We start from the raw sequence: 15,028 nt of genomic DNA, 5'->3' as shown, positions 1-15,028 counted from the left end.
ACGGACCGGCAATACTGGCGGGCACGACAGCACCACGGCACGACGGCACGACGGCACGACGGCACGACGGACACTGGGCACCGCAGACAGACATCACTAGGAGCCAACCCAATGAGCACTACAGCGCAGATCGGCGTCACGGGTCTCGCGGTCATGGGCCGCAACCTCGCCCGCAACTTCGCCCGCAACGGCTACACGGTCGCGGTGCACAACCGGACCGCGTCCCGCACGCACGCGCTGGTGGAGGAGTTCGGGAGCGAGGGCGACTTCGTCGCGACCGAGACCGCCAAGGAGTTCGTGGCGGCGCTGGAGCGGCCCCGGCGCCTGGTGATCATGGTGAAGGCCGGTGACCCGACCGATGCGGTGATCCAGGAGTTCGCCCCGCTGCTGGAGCCCGGCGACATGATCATCGACGGGGGCAACGCCCACTTCGCGGACAGCAGGCGCCGGGAACGCGAACTGCGCGAGCGGGGCATCCACTTCGTCGGCACCGGCATCTCGGGCGGCGAGGAGGGAGCACTGAACGGCCCGAGCATCATGCCGGGCGGCTCGAAGGAGTCGTACGACTCGCTCGGCCCGATGCTGGAGAAGATCTCCGCGAAGGCGGCGGACGGGGCGCCCTGCGTGACGCACGTCGGCCCCGACGGCGCCGGGCACTTCGTGAAGATGGTCCACAACGGCATCGAGTACGCCGACATGCAGCTGATCGGCGAGGCGTACCAGCTGCTGCGCGATGTCGCCGGGTACTCCCCCGCGCAGATCGCCGACATCTTCCGCACCTGGAACACCGGTCGCCTGGACTCGTACCTCATCGAGATCACCGCCGAGGTGCTGTCGCACGTGGACGCGGCGACGGGCAAGCCGTTCGTCGACGTGGTGGTCGACCAGGCGGAGCAGAAGGGCACGGGCCGCTGGACGGTGCAGATCGCGCTGGACCTGGGCGTGCCGGTGTCCGGCATCGCGGAGGCCGTCTTCGCCCGTTCCCTGTCCGGGCACGCGGGGCTGCGGGACGCGTCGCGCGACCTGGCCGGCCCCGAGGCGTCGCCGCTGGGCGAGGCGGAGGCGGCTGCCTTCGCCGACCGGGTGGAGCAGGCGCTGTACGCGTCGAAGATCGTGTCGTACACGCAGGGCTTCCACGAGATCGCGGCGGGCAGCGAGGAGTACGGCTGGGACATCGACCTGGGCGCGGTCTCCGCGATCTGGCGCGGCGGCTGCATCATCCGCGCGGCCTTCCTGGACCGCATTCGCGCCGCCTACGACGCCCGGGCGGATCTGCCGAGCCTGCTGTCGGACGAGACGTTCGCGCAGGAGATCGCCGACGCGCAGGACGACTGGCGCGAGGTCCTGGTCGCCGCGACCCGGCAGGGCGTGCCGACGCCCGGCTTCGCCGCGGCCCTCGCCTACTACGACGCCCTGCGCGCGGAACGACTGCCGGCCGCGCTGACGCAGGGGCAGCGGGACTTCTTCGGGGCGCACACGTACCGGCGGACCGACCGGGACGGTGCGTTCCACACGCTGTGGGGCGGGGACCGGTCGGAGGTCACCGCGTAGTCGTACGTAGTGCGTAGCGCGTAGTGGGAGGGGGCGGGGGCGGCGGGCGACCGCCGGTGCGGTCGCCACCCGGCACCTCCGCCGCCACCGCCGCCTTCACCGCCCGCCACCCACCGACCGCAGCGCCCTCCGTGTCTGCGGGCGTTGCCGGTGGCTCAGGTGAGCGGTGGGCCCGGCTCCGGGTTGGGCACCGGCTCCGGTCCCGGCGGGATCGGCGACGGAGAGGGCTCGGGCGGGCCCGGGGGCGGTGGCGTCGGCTGCGGGCCTGGGCCCGGAGGCTGAGGTGTCGGCTCGGGGCCGGGGCCCGGGGGCGGTGGCGGGGGTGTCGGCTCGGGGCCGGGGCCGGGCTGCGGGGGCGCCGGGGCGGGGTCCGGGGACGGCACCGGGTCGGGGTGCGGCTGTGGCTCCGGGTCCGGGCCGGGAGTGGGTCCCGGGGTGGGCCCGGGCGGGACGGGATCCGGATACGGGTTCGTCATGGCGCTGTCCTCCGGCCAGTCGGTCGACATCGGCTCTGGACTTGTCCCCCGCCTACCCGACGGCCGCCTCCCCACTCACTCCCCCGCGTGAACGGCCGGACCCGGGTGGCCCACCGTGCCGGGTGACGGGGGCGGCGGCGAGTGCTGTCCGAGACGCGCCGCCGCCGCCCCGGCGGCCAGTCCCGGCGCGGGGCTGGCCAGCACCGGGACAGTGGCCTTCGTCAGTTCCCGGGCCGGCGCCATGGACGCCTGGGCCAGGACGATCGCGTCGGCATCCGAGACAACGTCGGCCGCTTCCGCCACCAGTCGCAGGTAGCCCTCGGTGTCGCCGCCCTCGAACCGCGGCCAGGCACCGTCGACCAGGAGGGTCCGCACCTCCACGGGGCGGCCGGAGCGCCGGGCCTCCTCCCCGATCAGTGCCGCGGTCGGCGCGAACGTGCTTTCCAGGGCGGCGAGGACGACGACGCGCGGACCCGCGGCCACCGCGGCGGCGGCCATCGGCCGGTCGACCCGCAGCACCGGCACCCCGGCCCCGTCGGCGGCCGCCTCGGCGACACCGCCGATGGTCGAGCAGGTGCACAGAACGGCCCGCGCCCCCTCGGCGACGGCCTGCCGCAGCACGGCCCGCACGGCGTCCGCCACGGCCTCCGGCCCCTCGCGGCGCGCCCGTTCCAGCAGCTCGGCGTCAACGTGATGGCGCAGCTCCAGCCCGGGGTGCGCCTCGTCACGCAGGGCGTCGAAGACGGGGACGTGCACGGGCGAGGTGTGCAACAGCGCCAGCACGGACGCCCCTTCGTCGTAGGCCCTCGTGTTCGCCGCAGGCCCTCGTGATCTTCGGAAATCCTCGGTTCAGAACCGCCCGGGATGCGCCACGAGCCACTCCTTCGCCGCGCGCAGCAGCTCGGGATCGGCCGCGGGCGCCTCGTCCGGGTGGCGCTCGGCCCACTTCACGACGTACGGACACAGCGGGGCGACGGCGACGCCCTCGCCCCGCGCGACGGCGTACAGCTCACGCGCGAGCGAGCCCGCGACGCCCTGGCCCTCGTGGGCCGGCTCGACGACGGTGTGCACGGGGACGAGGGCGCGCTCGGGGGCGTCCAGGACGAAGTACTCGATACGTCCGACCACCTCGCCGCCCGCGACCGCCTCCAGACGGCCCGCCGCCCGGTCTTCACGGATCTCGATGTCGCTCACGGCCACGCTCCTCGTCCGCGCGGGTTCGATACGTCAGCCCGACACGGCCTGCGGGCTGCGCTCCTGGTCGGAGCCCGGCGCCGGCTCGGACGCGTCGGCGCCCAGGGCGACGATACGGTTGTCGCCGTCCACATGCACGACCCGCGGCCGCAGCGACCGCGCCTCGGCGTCGGTGACCTGGGCGTAGCTGATGAGGATCACCAGGTCGCCGGGGTGGACGAGGTGCGCCGCGGCCCCGTTGATCCCGATCACGCCGGAACCCCGCTCACCCTCGATGACGTACGTCTCCAGCCGCGCACCGTTGGTGATGTCGACGATGTGCACGAGCTCACCGGGCAGCAGATCGGCGGCGTCGAGCAGATCGGCGTCGACGGTCACCGAGCCGACGTAGTGCAGGTCGGCCTGGGTGACGGTGGCGCGATGGATCTTGGACTTGAGCAGAGTGCGCAGCATTTTGGACTCCTGGAAGACGGCTCCCTGCCTGCTTTGTGCAGGTCAAGGGCGTTCTTCACTCTACACTGGGACGCCTGGGACTCGAAGGTCCGAAGGAACATCGCTTCGGCCCGACGCACGCGCGGCCCTCCTCACCCGCTGCAGCAGGCGTGCCGTGCCTCTTCCACGTACTGGTGCCCGTGCCACCAGAACTTGCCGTTGGCCGGGTGCTCGGGCACGGGAGGCAGCACGGTGCCGCCCCCGTCCGGCTTCCGGTAGCCGGCCACCGGGGCGCCGGAGAACGGCTGCATCAGGGAATCGACGGTGTGCGCGACACCCGACACGAGCACCTGTCCGACGTTGGCGGCGTCCTTGATGTCGGTGAGCGGATCACCGTCGACGACGGCGAGGTCGGCGTACATGCCGGGTGCGATCCGGCCGACGTCTTCGTGCAATGTCTCGCCCGCCAGGCTCGTCGCGGTCATCAGTGCCTCGTACGGGGTGAACCCGTAGGTGACCATGGCACGCAGGTTCATGTGCAGGCTGACTGCCGCGTGGTCGATCGGGGCGTCGGTGCCGAGGACGATCCGGCCTCCGCCGCGGAAGATGTCGAGGGCCTGCCGGACCTGCGCCTGGAGGTTCGCACGCCGCGCGGTCTGGTCGGTCCGGCTCGCCGCGTCGGCGCTCTCCCGGAGGGCGGCCATCCGCCACGGCGGATTCAGTGTCCGCACCCGGCGGTCCTCGACCAGGGACTTGTCCTCCCGGTACAGGGTGGTCGAACCGAACAGGGTCGGTGTTCGGGCCATGTCCGACGCCACGAAGAGCGCGGTGACGTCGGAGTAGCCCGTGCCGAGCGGTGTCACGGTTCGCGAGTAGCCGAAGCGGTTCGTCGCCCCCGTGTGTTCCATCCCGTCACCGCCGAACGCCATGGCCGGGTAGTGGTAGTGCGACGTGACGGGGATGCCGACGCCGTGCGCGAAGGCGACCACGCGCTTGTGCCACACGACCGGCAGGCGGACGTAGCACTTCATGAGGTCGTACTCCAGGCTCCTCGCGCGCTCCAGTTCGAGCTTGAGCTGCGCGTCGGTGAAGGTGGGGCGCATGAAGTTGTAGTAGATGCGCGGCCCGTCGACCGCCTCGCCCGTCGCGAAGTACCTGGGCGCGATCCGGGCGCCGGACCGGGTGGCCTCGCGCTCCTCGACCATGTGGTAGGCGGGGCTCCCCGGAGACCTCGTGGTGGTCACGCCCAGGGAGAGCCAGAGCCGTCCCTGCCGGTCGCCGTAGGCGTAGCCCTGCATCTCCCGGTGGTGGTGCATGTCGATGAGTCCGGGCATCACCAGCCGGTCGCGCGCGTCGATGTGTTCGCCCGCCCGGCCGTCGGAGTGCGGCTCCACGGCCCTGATCCGGTGTCCTTCGATGACGATGTCGACATCGCGCCGGATCTCCTGGCGGCGGCCGTCCCACATCCGGCCCGCGTGGACCACGGTGCGCGCCGGCGGCCGGACGGCGGTCCACGTCAGCGGCACGGCGACGGTGCGCGGACGCCCGCCGTCCGCCGGTAGGAGGCGGAGCCTGCCGTTGTTCAGGTACAGGAGGTGCTTCGAGTCGCCGCTCCATGAGGGCGCGTCGGTCACTTCGCCGGTGATCTGCCGGGGTTCACCGACCGGCGTTCCGTCCGCGGCGACGTCTACGGTGTACAGGACGCTCGCGACCGCGAACGCCATGCGCCTGCCGTCGGGGGACCAGACCGGTCCGTCGTCTCCCCGGGTCTGGATCGAGCGGCCGGCCACGGCCTCGACGTATCTGCCCTGCCCGGTGGTCCGGTTGACGAGCAGGATCTCGCTCAGCCCTTCACGGAACCTGGCCGAGTACGGTTTCACGGCTGCCAGGGCGATCGTTCTGCCGTCGGGGGACCAGGTGGGTCTTCCGGGCTCGAACGTCGCGGTGAAGACGCGGCGCACGTCGCCGCTCGCCACGTCGGCGGTCCACAGCGCGCCGTCCTGGTCCAGGAAGGCGATCTCCTGTCCGCTGGGCGACCACGCCGCCGACACCGCCGCCCCGGTACCGAGTCCGGTCAGTTGCCGGTCCCGGCCCGTGTCGAGATCCCTGATCCAGATGTCGAGCGTCCCGCCCCGGTCCGTCGAGTACGCCAGTCGCTTCCCGTCGGGCGACCAGGCGGGGCCGCACTTCCACCAGTGGTCGCGGGTCAACGGCTGCGGCGCACGGCCGAGCTTCATGACGTAGATGTCATTGAGCGCGCGGAAGGCGACGTGCTCTCCGTCAGGGGACAGCACCGGGCTCCCGATTCCGCGCACGGGCCGCGGACCGGTGCTCTCGAAGTCGGTCCGGCGCCTGGTGTACCTCGGCCTCCGGGTGGTGACGGCGGCGGAAAAGCCGATGGTCCGGGTGCCTGAGCCGTGGAGTGACCGCACCTGGATCCGGCCGTTCGCGGTGTAGAGGAAGCGCTCACGATCGAGCCACGACACCCTGAACGGGAACGTCTCCTGGTCATCCACCAGGGGCGTGTCACCGATCATGAGATCGCAGCGCCCGTCGTAGGTCAGGTGGTGGACCAGGCCGGTACCGTCCGGCTTCCATTCCGGCTGGTGGATCACCTGTCCGGCGGGCACGGTGACACGGGTGCCGCGTCGGCCGGTGGTGCGGTCCACGACCTCGATTCGGGTGTTGTCCACCACGAAGGCCACCCGGTCGCCGTCCGGCGACCAGGACGGCTCGTACTCGTCACCGGGGCCGTCGGCGAGTACGCCGACCCGTCCGCTGCCGATGTCGTACGTCTGGATCGCGTAACTGCCCGACGCGTCGCCCGAGAAGACGATCGTGCGCCCGTCCGGCGACCAGCGAGGTTCCCGGTGGTCGAAGGGGCCCTCGGTCAACTGGCGCAGCCCGCTGCCGTCGGGCCGTACGGTCCAGAGGTTGAAGACCCCGTCACGGTAGGACTGAAAGACCAGCCTGCCGCTGTCCGGCGACCAGTCGGGCTGCGCGATGTCGAACAGGTCGCTGGTCAGCCGCCGCGCGCGTCCGCCCGACGCCGGCATCACCCACAGGACCCCCAGCAGGTCGAGGGCGATCCACCGGCCGTCGGGCGAGACCCGTGCCCCGAACGTGGTACCCGCGCCCAGCCGCAGGTTGCCTGTGCGACTGGTGCGGTGGCCGGCCGCGACGGCTCCCGGCCCGGCCAACGACGTCATCGCCACCGCGGCGCCGGCTCCTGCCAGGAACCCGCGGCGGGACACCGGTGACGTCTTCGCCCGTCGGCCGGCCCCGGCTTCGGCTTCGGCTTCGGCTTCGTCCGGTGATGTCGCAGAATCCGTTTCGTTCACAGCACACCCCTCCAGCCGTACGAGGCGCCCGCCACCGGGCGCCTCCTTCATGAGTTGCTATGCCCGGTCGAGGGGTTCACGGGACCCTGCGGCGTTGGCATGGAAGTCCAGCACCGGGGCACGCGGCTTCGAACCGCGTGCCCCACGTGGTTCGCTCGGCCTCGTTCGGCAACGGTCTGGTGGACACCGTGCCGGTGACCTACGTTGCCGCGTCCGCGAGCAGGCGCAGCGCCAACCGCTGCAGTTCGGGACTCGCGTTCTCGGGGCTGCCGGTGTCGAACGGCGGGTCGGGATCGTATTCCACGGCGAGTTGCATGGCCTGGCCCACCTGGTCGCCCGCCAGTCGCGCGGCAAGGTGCAGTCCCATGTCGATGCCGGCGGAGACCCCGGCGGCGGTCACGATCTTCCCGGCTTCCACGAAGCGCCCCGGGGTGTAGACCGCGCCCACCTCCGCCAGATAGGGGCGGGAGGCCCAGTAGGTGGTGGCGGGCAGGCCGTCCAGCAGACCGGCCGCACCGAGGATCAACGATCCGGTGCACACCGAAGTGGTCCATACCGTCCTACGGTGAATGCGACGTATCCAGTCGAGGACCACGGGATTGGCCATCGTCGCCGTGGTGCCGCGCTGTCCCCCGCCCGGCACCAGCAGGATCTCCGCGCGCGTCACGCTCTCCAGGGAACGCTCGGCCACCAAGCTCAGCTCGCCGGTGTCGGTACGGACTCGTCCCGCCCTCTCGGCCACGGTCGTCACCGTCACTCCCGGCACCCGGCACAGCACCTCGTACGGTCCGACCGCGTCGAGCGCGGTCAAGCCGTCGTACAGCAGTACGGCGACCCGCACCGCCCCCTCCCCCGCCGCGCCCTCCCGCGCCGCGGGTTCGGCCCGCGCCGACGACGCCCCACCGGCCGTCACCAGCCCCGCGCCAAGACCACCCGCCACCACTGTCCGCAGTAACCGGCGCCGATCACGGTCTGTCCCTGCCATGTCCGACTCCCTGTCCCGAGACGTGCCCCCCGGCGGGGCACCGACGAACAAGCAGTCGCCACGCGCCGCCACTGAGTTCCCGACAACGCGCACGCTCATTCTCCGGGAGCCGTCCCGTTCAGGAGCCGAGGCTGCTCAGGTCCGCCGCGAGTGAGCTGATGGCCATGGGGTTGCGCGGGCTCTCGACGAGGTCGACGTAGTCGAGAACGACGATCCGGTCGTTCTTGATGGCGGACACGTTCGCGAGCGGCTTGTAGGACTTGAGGAACTTCCGCTTCTGTTCCGCGGTGACGTCCCCGTAGTCGTTGATCACGATGACCTCGGGGTCGCGGTCGACGACCGTCTCCCAGCCCACGGTGGTCCAGCTGTCCTTGAGGTCCTTCATGATGTGGTCGCCGCCGGCCTTGGTGATGATGTCGTGGGGCCCCGCGTAGGCGCCGGACGTGAACGGTTTGTCCTCGCCGCTGTCGTAGAGGAACACTCGCGGCCGGTCGGCGCCCTTCGGAGCCTTCGCCTGTGCTCCGGCCACCTGCTCGCGGAACTTGGTGATGAGGGTTTCGGCCCTGTCCTCGACGTCGAACACCTTGCCCAGGTTCCGCAGGTCCGTGTACAGCGCGTCGAGCGGCGCCATCACGCCGCGGGCCTTGCCCTGTCCGTTGCGGCACGACTCGCTGAGCAGGTACGAGTCGATGCCCACGCGTCGCAGCGCGGCAGGCGTGAAACCCTCGCCTTCGTTGAAGCCGTAGTTCCAGCCCGCGAAGACCAGGTCGGCACGGGCGGCAAGCACCAGTTCCTTGTTGATCCGCTCCTTGGAGAGCCACTTGGCCTTCTGGTAGCCGTCCTTCCACGGCACCGTCGTGAGGTCGCCCTTGTCGTCGGGCATGACGTATCCGGCCATGTGGTCCTCGAGGCCGAGGGCGAACATGATCTCGGTGATTCCCACGTCGTTGGTGACCACGCGCCGCGGAGCCCTGTCGAACGTCTTCTTCTCGCCGCAGTTCTCGACCGTGACCGGGTAGTGGCTGCCGGACGACGCGGTGGCGCCGTCTCCCTTCCCCTCCTCCCGCGAGACGTCAGCCCCGCAGCCGGTGACGGCGAAGACCAGGGCGAGAGCGAGGGCGGCGGGGCGTGCGAGATGGGGCATGGAGGCGTGACTCCTTCGAGGACGGACCGGGGAAGGCGGACTACTGGGAGGGGAGACGGTCGAAGAGCAGCTGAACCGCGCCTGTCTCCGGGTGGGGGACACGGTGCGCCCGAACACCGAAGACGTCGGCCAGCAGGACGGGCGTGAGAACGTCGTGGGGATCGCCGGAAGCGACGATCCGCCCGCCGTCGATGACGTGGAGGAGATCGCAGTGGAGGGCGGCGAGGTTGAGGTCGTGCAGTGCCGTGAGCACGGTCAGCCCGCTGGCCCGTACCAGGGACAGAACCTCCAACTGCTGGGCGATGTCCAGGTGGTTGGTGGGCTCGTCCAGCACCAGTACCTGCGGCCGCTGAGCGAGTGCGCGGGCGATCAGGACCCGTTGCTTCTCACCGCCGGAGAGCGTGAGGAAGCCTCGGTGGGCCAGATGGCCGGCGCCGACTCCTTCCAGCGCGGCGGCACACGTCCGCCGGTCCTCGTCGGTCTCCCGGGCCACCGCCCCCTGGTGCGGCAGTCTGCCCATGGCCACGACCTCGGCCACCGTGAAGTCGAACTCCGCGACCGCTTCCTGCGGAAGGGCGGCGAGCCGGCGCGCGCTTTCGCGCGTGCTCATGGCCGCCAGGTCGTCACCGCCGAGACGTACCGCGCCGGCCGTGGGACGCAGGGCCCGGTAGACGCATCGCAACAGGGTCGACTTGCCGCTGCCGTTGGGCCCGACGAGTCCCACGACCTGCCCACTGCCCGCCCGCAGTGAGACGTCCTCCACCACGCGCGCCCCGGAGATCTCCACTGTGACGGTGTCGATGTCGACCCGCATCACACGCCTCCGAAGGTGTAGGTACGGCGGCGCATGAGCAGGACGAAGCAAGGCACGCCGATCGCGGCGGTCAGTACGCCCAGGGGCAGCTCGGCCGGGGCGAGCACCACGCGTGACAGGATGTCCACCCAGATCAGCAGCACGGCGCCGGCCGGCGGCGCCACGGCCAGCAGCCGGCGGTGGTCCGCCCCGACCAGCATCCGGGCGGCGTGCGGCACCATCAGGCCCACGAAGCCGATCGCACCGCTGACCGCGACCACGGCCCCGGTGACGGCGGCGGCGGTGAGGAAGAGTTCCTTGCGCAGCCGCCCGGGGTCCACACCCAGCGCGGCAGCCGTCTCGTCGCCCATGGCGAGGGCGTTCAGGCGCCGGGCCGACCAGCCGAGGTGGACGAGGCCGCCGAGCACCGCTCCCGCGGCGATCGGTACGGAGGACCAGCTCGCGCCGCCCAGGCTGCCGAGCAGCCACATCATCGCGGACCGGGCCGCTTCACCGTGCTCGGCGGCGAACACCATGAACGTCGTCACGGCCGAGAACCCGTAGTACAACGCGGTGCCGGTCAGCACCAGCCGGAGCGGCGTCAGCCCCCGCGGGGTCCGGGCGATCGCGTACACCAGCGTCATGGCGGCGAGCGCGGAGACGAACGCCGCCGTGGACAGCGCCCAGACACCGAGTGCGCCGAAGGCGCCGAAGATGAGCACGGCGTTGGCTCCGACGGCCGCGCCGGAGGAGATCCCGAGGACGAACGGGTCCGCGAGCGCGTTGCGGACCATGGCCTGCACGGCGACGCCCACGGATGCCAGACCGGCGCCGACGACCGCGGCGAGCACGGCGCGGGGGAAGCGGAGTTCCCACACGATGGTGTAGGAGGAGACCTCGTCCGGTGCTATGGCCCCACCGGTCAGGCCCGCCCAGAGGTAGTGCAGCGCCTCGCTCCACGAGAGCCCCGACGCCCCGATGCCAGCCCCGCAGGCCAGGGAGACGGGGAGCGCGACGCACAGGCCGGTCACGAGCAGGGGCAACGACACACGCTGAGGTCGCGGGGGCCCGCCGCTCGTACGGTGGTGCGGTACGACGGGTGTTCGGTCGCGGAGCGTGGCCACAGGCGGATCGCTTTCGCCTCGGGCCGTGCACCTGCGTGTTCGAAGGAGCGGGCCCGGGCGCTGGGCGCCGTGCGCAGCACCTCTCGCAGTCCACGGCGATTGACAGGAGCTTCACCACCGCGGGTAATCGGGCTTGCGGAACCCTGTGCGGGACTCCGCCTACCGTTGCGGGTCAGCGCCGGACTTCGACCGGACTTCCCCCGCGAGGCGCTTGCAGCTTAGCGCCTCGCCCACGCCTGCTCTCCATGGGGAAGGTACAGGGCGCGTGCCGCCCGGTTCGAACATCGCGCGGAGGGCTGGGTCCTGCGGGCGTGGCCGCCCCGCGAAGGAGGCGGGGGGCGGCCACACGGCACGCAGGCGGGGTCAGCCGCGCCAGGTGTCGTTGAGGGTGACCCTGGTGGAGGTGACGGTCGCGGTGCGGTTGGCGCCGCTTTCCCAGGTCACGTTTCCTGCCTCGTCCTTGCGGATGTACTTGTACTCGAAGGACGTGCCCTCGGGGAGTTCCACGTCCAGTTTCCACACCGGATAGGCGGCCGGGTCGAGCTTGAGGGCGCTGCCCGGGTTCCAGTCGCCCAGTTCCGGCCTGTTGCCGGTCACGTAGATGTTCTGGCCCAGGTCGGTGGAGGCGTTGACGGCGAAGGACACGCCGGAGGTCACCGGGTCGGGAGCGGTGCCACCGTCGCAGTTCCGGGCGTTGACGTGCAGGGCCACGGCCGTGTGGGCGCCGAGGGTGGCGGTGAACCGGCCGGATCCGTCGACGGTGACACCCTTGCCGGCCTGGACGTCGCAGTAGTCACCGGCGGGCAGCGACGTCTGGAACGTGCGGGTCAGCGAGGAGCCCTCGTGGTTGATGGCGACGTACGCCTTGGAGCCGCGCCCGAAGGCGATCTGGTCGCCGCCGTTGTCCCACCAGTCGGTCACCGACTGGCCGCGGGCGGCGTTGCGGAAGCCGACCATGGAGGAGATCTCACGCCAGGCGTGCTGGCACTTCCAGCCGTCGCTGTGGCAGGCGTTCACCTGGCCGCCGTTCGGCGGGCCCGCGTCGCGGTCGGTGAACTCGTAGCCGGAGTGGACGTCGGGGCTGCCGTACGGCCAGGCCAGCATGAAGACGTGTGCCAGCGTGTAGTCGGCACCGTCCTTGTGGCTGAGGGTCTCGCCGTTGCGTTCGGTGTCGTGGTTGGCGACGAAGACGTTGGACTTGTCCGAGGGCATGTGGCCCCAGGCTTCGCCGAAGTTCTTCAGGTACGCGAGGTTCTCGCTGTTGAAGACGCGCTTGAGGTCGCGCCCGTAGCGGAACTCCTGCACGTCCCCGCTGCCGAGGTACTCGGTCGGGGAGACGGCCTCGCCGGCGCCGTGGATGGCCTCGTGCTTCCAGTACACGTTCGGGTCGCTGAGGCGGGACTTGATGTCGGCCAGGTCACCGGCGGCCATGTGCTTGGCCGCGTCGATCCGGAAGCCGTCGACGCCGAGTGACAGCAGGTCGTTGAGGTAGCCGGCGATCCTGCCCCGGACGTAGTCCTCGCCGGTGTCCAGGTCCGCGAGCCCGACCAGCTCGCACTCCTGGACGTTGAAGCGGTCGCGGTAGTCGTTGATCTGCGCGGTGCAGTTGTCGAAGTCGGGCGCCGAGTAGCTGCCCGGATAGTTGTACTTGGTGTACGACGAGCCGCCGGTTCCGGTGCCGTTCCCGGCCGACATGTGGTTGATGACCGAGTCGGCGACGACCTTCACACCCGCCGCGTGACACGTGTCGACCATGCTCTTGAACTGTCCGCGGTCACCGAGGCGGCCCGCGATCCTGTAGCTGACCGGCTGGTAGGAGGTCCACCACTGTCCGCCCTGGATGTGCTCCTGCGGCGGGGAGACCTGGACGAAGCCGTAGCCGGCCGGGCCGAGGGTGTCGGTGCACGCCTTGGCGACCGAGCTGAACTTCCATTCGAACATCACCGCGGTGACGTCCCTGTCGCCGGGCGGGGAAGCCTGCGCCGGTACCGCGGTGGTGAGGAGGCCGCCGGCCACGCCGGCGGTGAGTGCGAGTGCCGCGGCGGTGCCTCTTCGCGCTCTGCTGGTGCTCCCGTGCATGGAGTCTCCCGTGTGAGGATGCGGGTGTCCTGGATGCCGATCGATGGCTGACTGGGGAGTCGGCACGCTCTTGCAATACATTGCTGCAAGATGACTGCAAGGTGTTGCGGTCGTGACCGTAAAGGCACTGTTCGGTACTGGTCAAGCCTTCGGACGAGGCCGACTCCAGGATGTGACGTGGCGTCATTTCTGCAACTTTCTGCTTCTTCTTGCAGCACGGGAACGTTCGCGCTTGCCTCACCGGAACCCGATCCACCTGGTGCGGCGTCCTGACGAGCAAGGACGAGTGGACGGGAACGATGGTCGAACGAACGGAAGCGCGCGGCAGGTCGGCCTGGGCGCGGGGGCGAGTGCTCGCCGGGGCGGCGGTGCTGACGGCCGCCCTGCTGATGCTCCACGGGGTGGTCCCCAACGCGGTGGGCGGGCTGGGCAGTCTGCTGGAATCGTTCCTGCCGTGGCTCGGCCTGGTGATCGTGGTGCTGCTCCCGCTCGCGCTGCTGCGCCGTTCGGCCGTCGCGCTGGTGGCGCTGCTCCTGCCGCTGGCGGCCTGGACGTATCTCTTCGGCGGGCTGCTCCTGCCCGCGCCGGAGCCCGACGCCGCCGACCTGGTCGTGGTGCAGCACAACGTCAGCGACGAGAACACCGACCCCGCGGGCACGGCCCGTGCGCTGACCGATGCCGGGCCCGACCTCATCGCACTCCAGGAGCTGGTGCCGCCGGCACTCGACGTGTACGAGAAGACCCTCGCCCCGGACTACCCGTACCGGACGGTTCAGGGCACGGTCGGACTCTGGTCGAAGCATCCGCTCACCGGTGCCCGGCCGCTCGACATCAAGCCCCGGGGCATCACGGAGGAGTGGAACCGCGGCCTGCGGTCCTCGGTGCACACGCCGCACGGCGAGATCGCCGTGTACGTCGCGCACCTGCCCTCGGTCCGCGTCGGGGCGAGCGGCCTCGCGTCGTCCTGGCGGGACGAGAGCGCCGGCCTGCTGGGAGACGCCGTCGCGGCCGAGCGACTGAGCCGGGTCGTCCTGCTGGGCGACCTCAACGGCACGGTCGACGACCGCGCGCTGGATCCGCTGACGACACACCTGAACGTGGCCGAGCGGGGCGTCGCCCTCAGCTTCCCCGCCGCCTTCCCGGTGGCCCGGATCGACCAGGTCATGGCCCGCTCCGCGACCGTCGGCCACATCCGCGCCCTCCCCGCCACCGGAAGCGATCACCTTCCGGTCGTCGCCCGGGTCAGGATGGACTGAAAGAGGCACATGCTTCGCAGTCCGCGCAAACACCCCAATACGCCTTGGAGAGCAAGCCGCTTACGGAGCTTGCGTTAGCCTTTCGCTGTGACGCGACGACTTGCTCAGGTGGCAAAGAAGGTTGGGGTCAGCGAGGCCACGGTCAGCCGGGTACTCAATGGCAAGCCGGGTGTTTCCGAGGCGACCCGGCAGTCCGTGCTGAGCGCGTTGGACGTCCTGGGATATGAGCGGCCGACGCAGTTGCGGGGTGAGCGTGCGCGGCTGGTGGGGCTGGTGTTGCCGGAGTTGCAGAACCCGATCTTTCCCGCGTTCGCCGAGGTCATCGGTGGCGCCCTGGCCCAGCAGGGGCTGACGCCGGTGCTGTGCACCCAGACCAAGGGCGGCGTCTCCGAGGCCGACTACGTCGAGCTGCTGTTGCAGCAGCAGGTGTCGGGGGTCGTCTTCGCGGGCGGGTTGTTCGCTCAGGCCGACGCCCCGCACGACCACTACCGGCTGCTCGCCGAGCGCAACATCCCGGTGGTGCTGATCAACGCCTCCATCGAGAATCTCCAGTTCCCGTGCATCGCCTGCGACGACGCCGTGGCCGTGGAGCAGTCGTGGCGTCACCTGGTCTCGCTCGGGCACGAGCGCATCGGCCTGGTGCTCGGCCCCTC

General features: G+C 71.1%; 12 protein-coding genes and 1 riboswitch. Of the genes, 3 read left to right on the top strand and 9 right to left on the bottom strand.

Translation table 11 applies throughout. From position 1 onward, the window contains the following. Positions 1 to 111: 111 nt before the first annotated feature. Positions 112 to 1,551 carry an NADP-dependent phosphogluconate dehydrogenase gene (gene gndA, locus ACFW48_RS28835; RefSeq protein ID WP_386319467.1) on the top strand — a complete coding sequence of 480 codons (1,440 nt, stop codon included), beginning with the start codon at positions 112 to 114 and terminating at the stop codon, positions 1,549 to 1,551. A gap of 551 nt (positions 1,552 to 2,102) precedes the next feature. Here the strand turns inward: gndA and ACFW48_RS28830 are convergent. From ACFW48_RS28830 to ACFW48_RS28790, 9 genes are all read right to left on the bottom strand, one after another. Then, positions 2,103 to 2,810, bottom strand: coding sequence for an aspartate/glutamate racemase family protein (locus ACFW48_RS28830; RefSeq protein WP_386319464.1), 708 nt, complete (start codon positions 2,808 to 2,810; stop codon positions 2,103 to 2,105). 66 nt (positions 2,811 to 2,876) lie between these two features. After that, positions 2,877 to 3,221, bottom strand: coding sequence for a GNAT family N-acetyltransferase (locus ACFW48_RS28825; protein WP_386319461.1), 345 nt, complete (start codon positions 3,219 to 3,221; stop codon positions 2,877 to 2,879). Between the two features lie 33 nt (positions 3,222 to 3,254). Beyond that, the gene (gene panD, locus ACFW48_RS28820) at positions 3,255 to 3,674 is read right to left on the bottom strand and encodes an aspartate 1-decarboxylase (protein ID WP_386319459.1); all 420 of its coding nucleotides are present in this window, start codon (positions 3,672 to 3,674) and stop codon (positions 3,255 to 3,257) included. A 131-nt stretch (positions 3,675 to 3,805) separates the two neighbouring features. Continuing rightward, positions 3,806 to 6,862 carry an amidohydrolase family protein gene (locus ACFW48_RS28815; RefSeq protein WP_386319780.1) on the bottom strand — a complete coding sequence of 1,019 codons (3,057 nt, stop codon included), beginning with the start codon at positions 6,860 to 6,862 and terminating at the stop codon, positions 3,806 to 3,808. Between the two features lie 331 nt (positions 6,863 to 7,193). Further along, positions 7,194 to 7,979 (bottom strand): DJ-1/PfpI family protein, encoded by a 786-nt coding sequence (locus ACFW48_RS28810; RefSeq protein ID WP_386319456.1) that lies wholly within the window; start codon positions 7,977 to 7,979, stop codon positions 7,194 to 7,196. Between the two features lie 118 nt (positions 7,980 to 8,097). Beyond that, a complete protein-coding gene (locus ACFW48_RS28805) occupies positions 8,098 to 9,123 on the bottom strand; it encodes an ABC transporter substrate-binding protein (protein ID WP_386319453.1) in 1,026 nt (341 codons plus the stop codon). 40 nt (positions 9,124 to 9,163) lie between these two features. Further along, positions 9,164 to 9,937, bottom strand: coding sequence for an ABC transporter ATP-binding protein (locus ACFW48_RS28800; RefSeq protein ID WP_386319452.1), 774 nt, complete (start codon positions 9,935 to 9,937; stop codon positions 9,164 to 9,166). Beyond that, positions 9,937 to 11,040: a FecCD family ABC transporter permease gene (locus ACFW48_RS28795; RefSeq protein ID WP_386319449.1), complete on the bottom strand. Its 1,104-nt coding sequence runs from the start codon at positions 11,038 to 11,040 to the stop codon at positions 9,937 to 9,939. The genes ACFW48_RS28800 and ACFW48_RS28795 overlap by 1 nt, the downstream gene beginning before the upstream one ends. A gap of 100 nt (positions 11,041 to 11,140) precedes the next feature. Beyond that, positions 11,141 to 11,293: riboswitch (cobalamin riboswitch) on the bottom strand. 110 nt (positions 11,294 to 11,403) lie between these two features. After that, positions 11,404 to 13,119 (bottom strand): carbohydrate-binding module family 20 domain-containing protein, encoded by a 1,716-nt coding sequence (locus ACFW48_RS28790; protein ID WP_386319447.1) that lies wholly within the window; start codon positions 13,117 to 13,119, stop codon positions 11,404 to 11,406. A gap of 299 nt (positions 13,120 to 13,418) precedes the next feature. On the opposite strand from ACFW48_RS28790, the gene ACFW48_RS28785 reads away from it, so the two are divergent. Continuing rightward, entirely contained in the window at positions 13,419 to 14,375 is a 957-nt protein-coding gene (locus tag ACFW48_RS28785; protein ID WP_386319444.1) for an endonuclease/exonuclease/phosphatase family protein, read from the top strand. Between the two features lie 87 nt (positions 14,376 to 14,462). Continuing rightward, on the top strand, positions 14,463 to 15,028 hold a 566-nt coding region (locus ACFW48_RS28780), incomplete at its 3' end, for a LacI family DNA-binding transcriptional regulator (protein ID WP_386319442.1).

It is taken from the genome of Streptomyces sp. NPDC058812 (assembly GCF_042744565.1).
Taxonomy (GTDB): domain Bacteria; phylum Actinomycetota; class Actinomycetes; order Streptomycetales; family Streptomycetaceae; genus Streptomyces; species Streptomyces thinghirensis.
Note: the sequence above shows the minus strand (reverse complement) of the source record. Positions and strands in the feature narration are given on the sequence as shown.

Excerpts from the sequence above, each read along its gene's own strand:
- ACFW48_RS28790 (WP_386319447.1), bottom strand. The coding sequence starts at position 13,119 with ATGCACGGGAGCACCAGCAGAGCGCGAAGAGGCACCGCCGCGGCACTC.
- ACFW48_RS28785 (WP_386319444.1), top strand. The coding sequence starts at position 13,419 with ATGGTCGAACGAACGGAAGCGCGCGGCAGGTCGGCCTGGGCGCGGGGG.
- ACFW48_RS28805 (WP_386319453.1), bottom strand. The coding sequence starts at position 9,123 with ATGCCCCATCTCGCACGCCCCGCCGCCCTCGCTCTCGCCCTGGTCTTC.
- panD (WP_386319459.1), bottom strand. The coding sequence starts at position 3,674 with ATGCTGCGCACTCTGCTCAAGTCCAAGATCCATCGCGCCACCGTCACC.
- ACFW48_RS28815 (WP_386319780.1), bottom strand. The coding sequence starts at position 6,862 with ATGACGTCGTTGGCCGGGCCGGGAGCCGTCGCGGCCGGCCACCGCACC.
- ACFW48_RS28810 (WP_386319456.1), bottom strand. The coding sequence starts at position 7,979 with ATGGCAGGGACAGACCGTGATCGGCGCCGGTTACTGCGGACAGTGGTG.
- ACFW48_RS28800 (WP_386319452.1), bottom strand. The coding sequence starts at position 9,937 with ATGCGGGTCGACATCGACACCGTCACAGTGGAGATCTCCGGGGCGCGC.
- gndA (WP_386319467.1), top strand. The coding sequence starts at position 112 with ATGAGCACTACAGCGCAGATCGGCGTCACGGGTCTCGCGGTCATGGGC.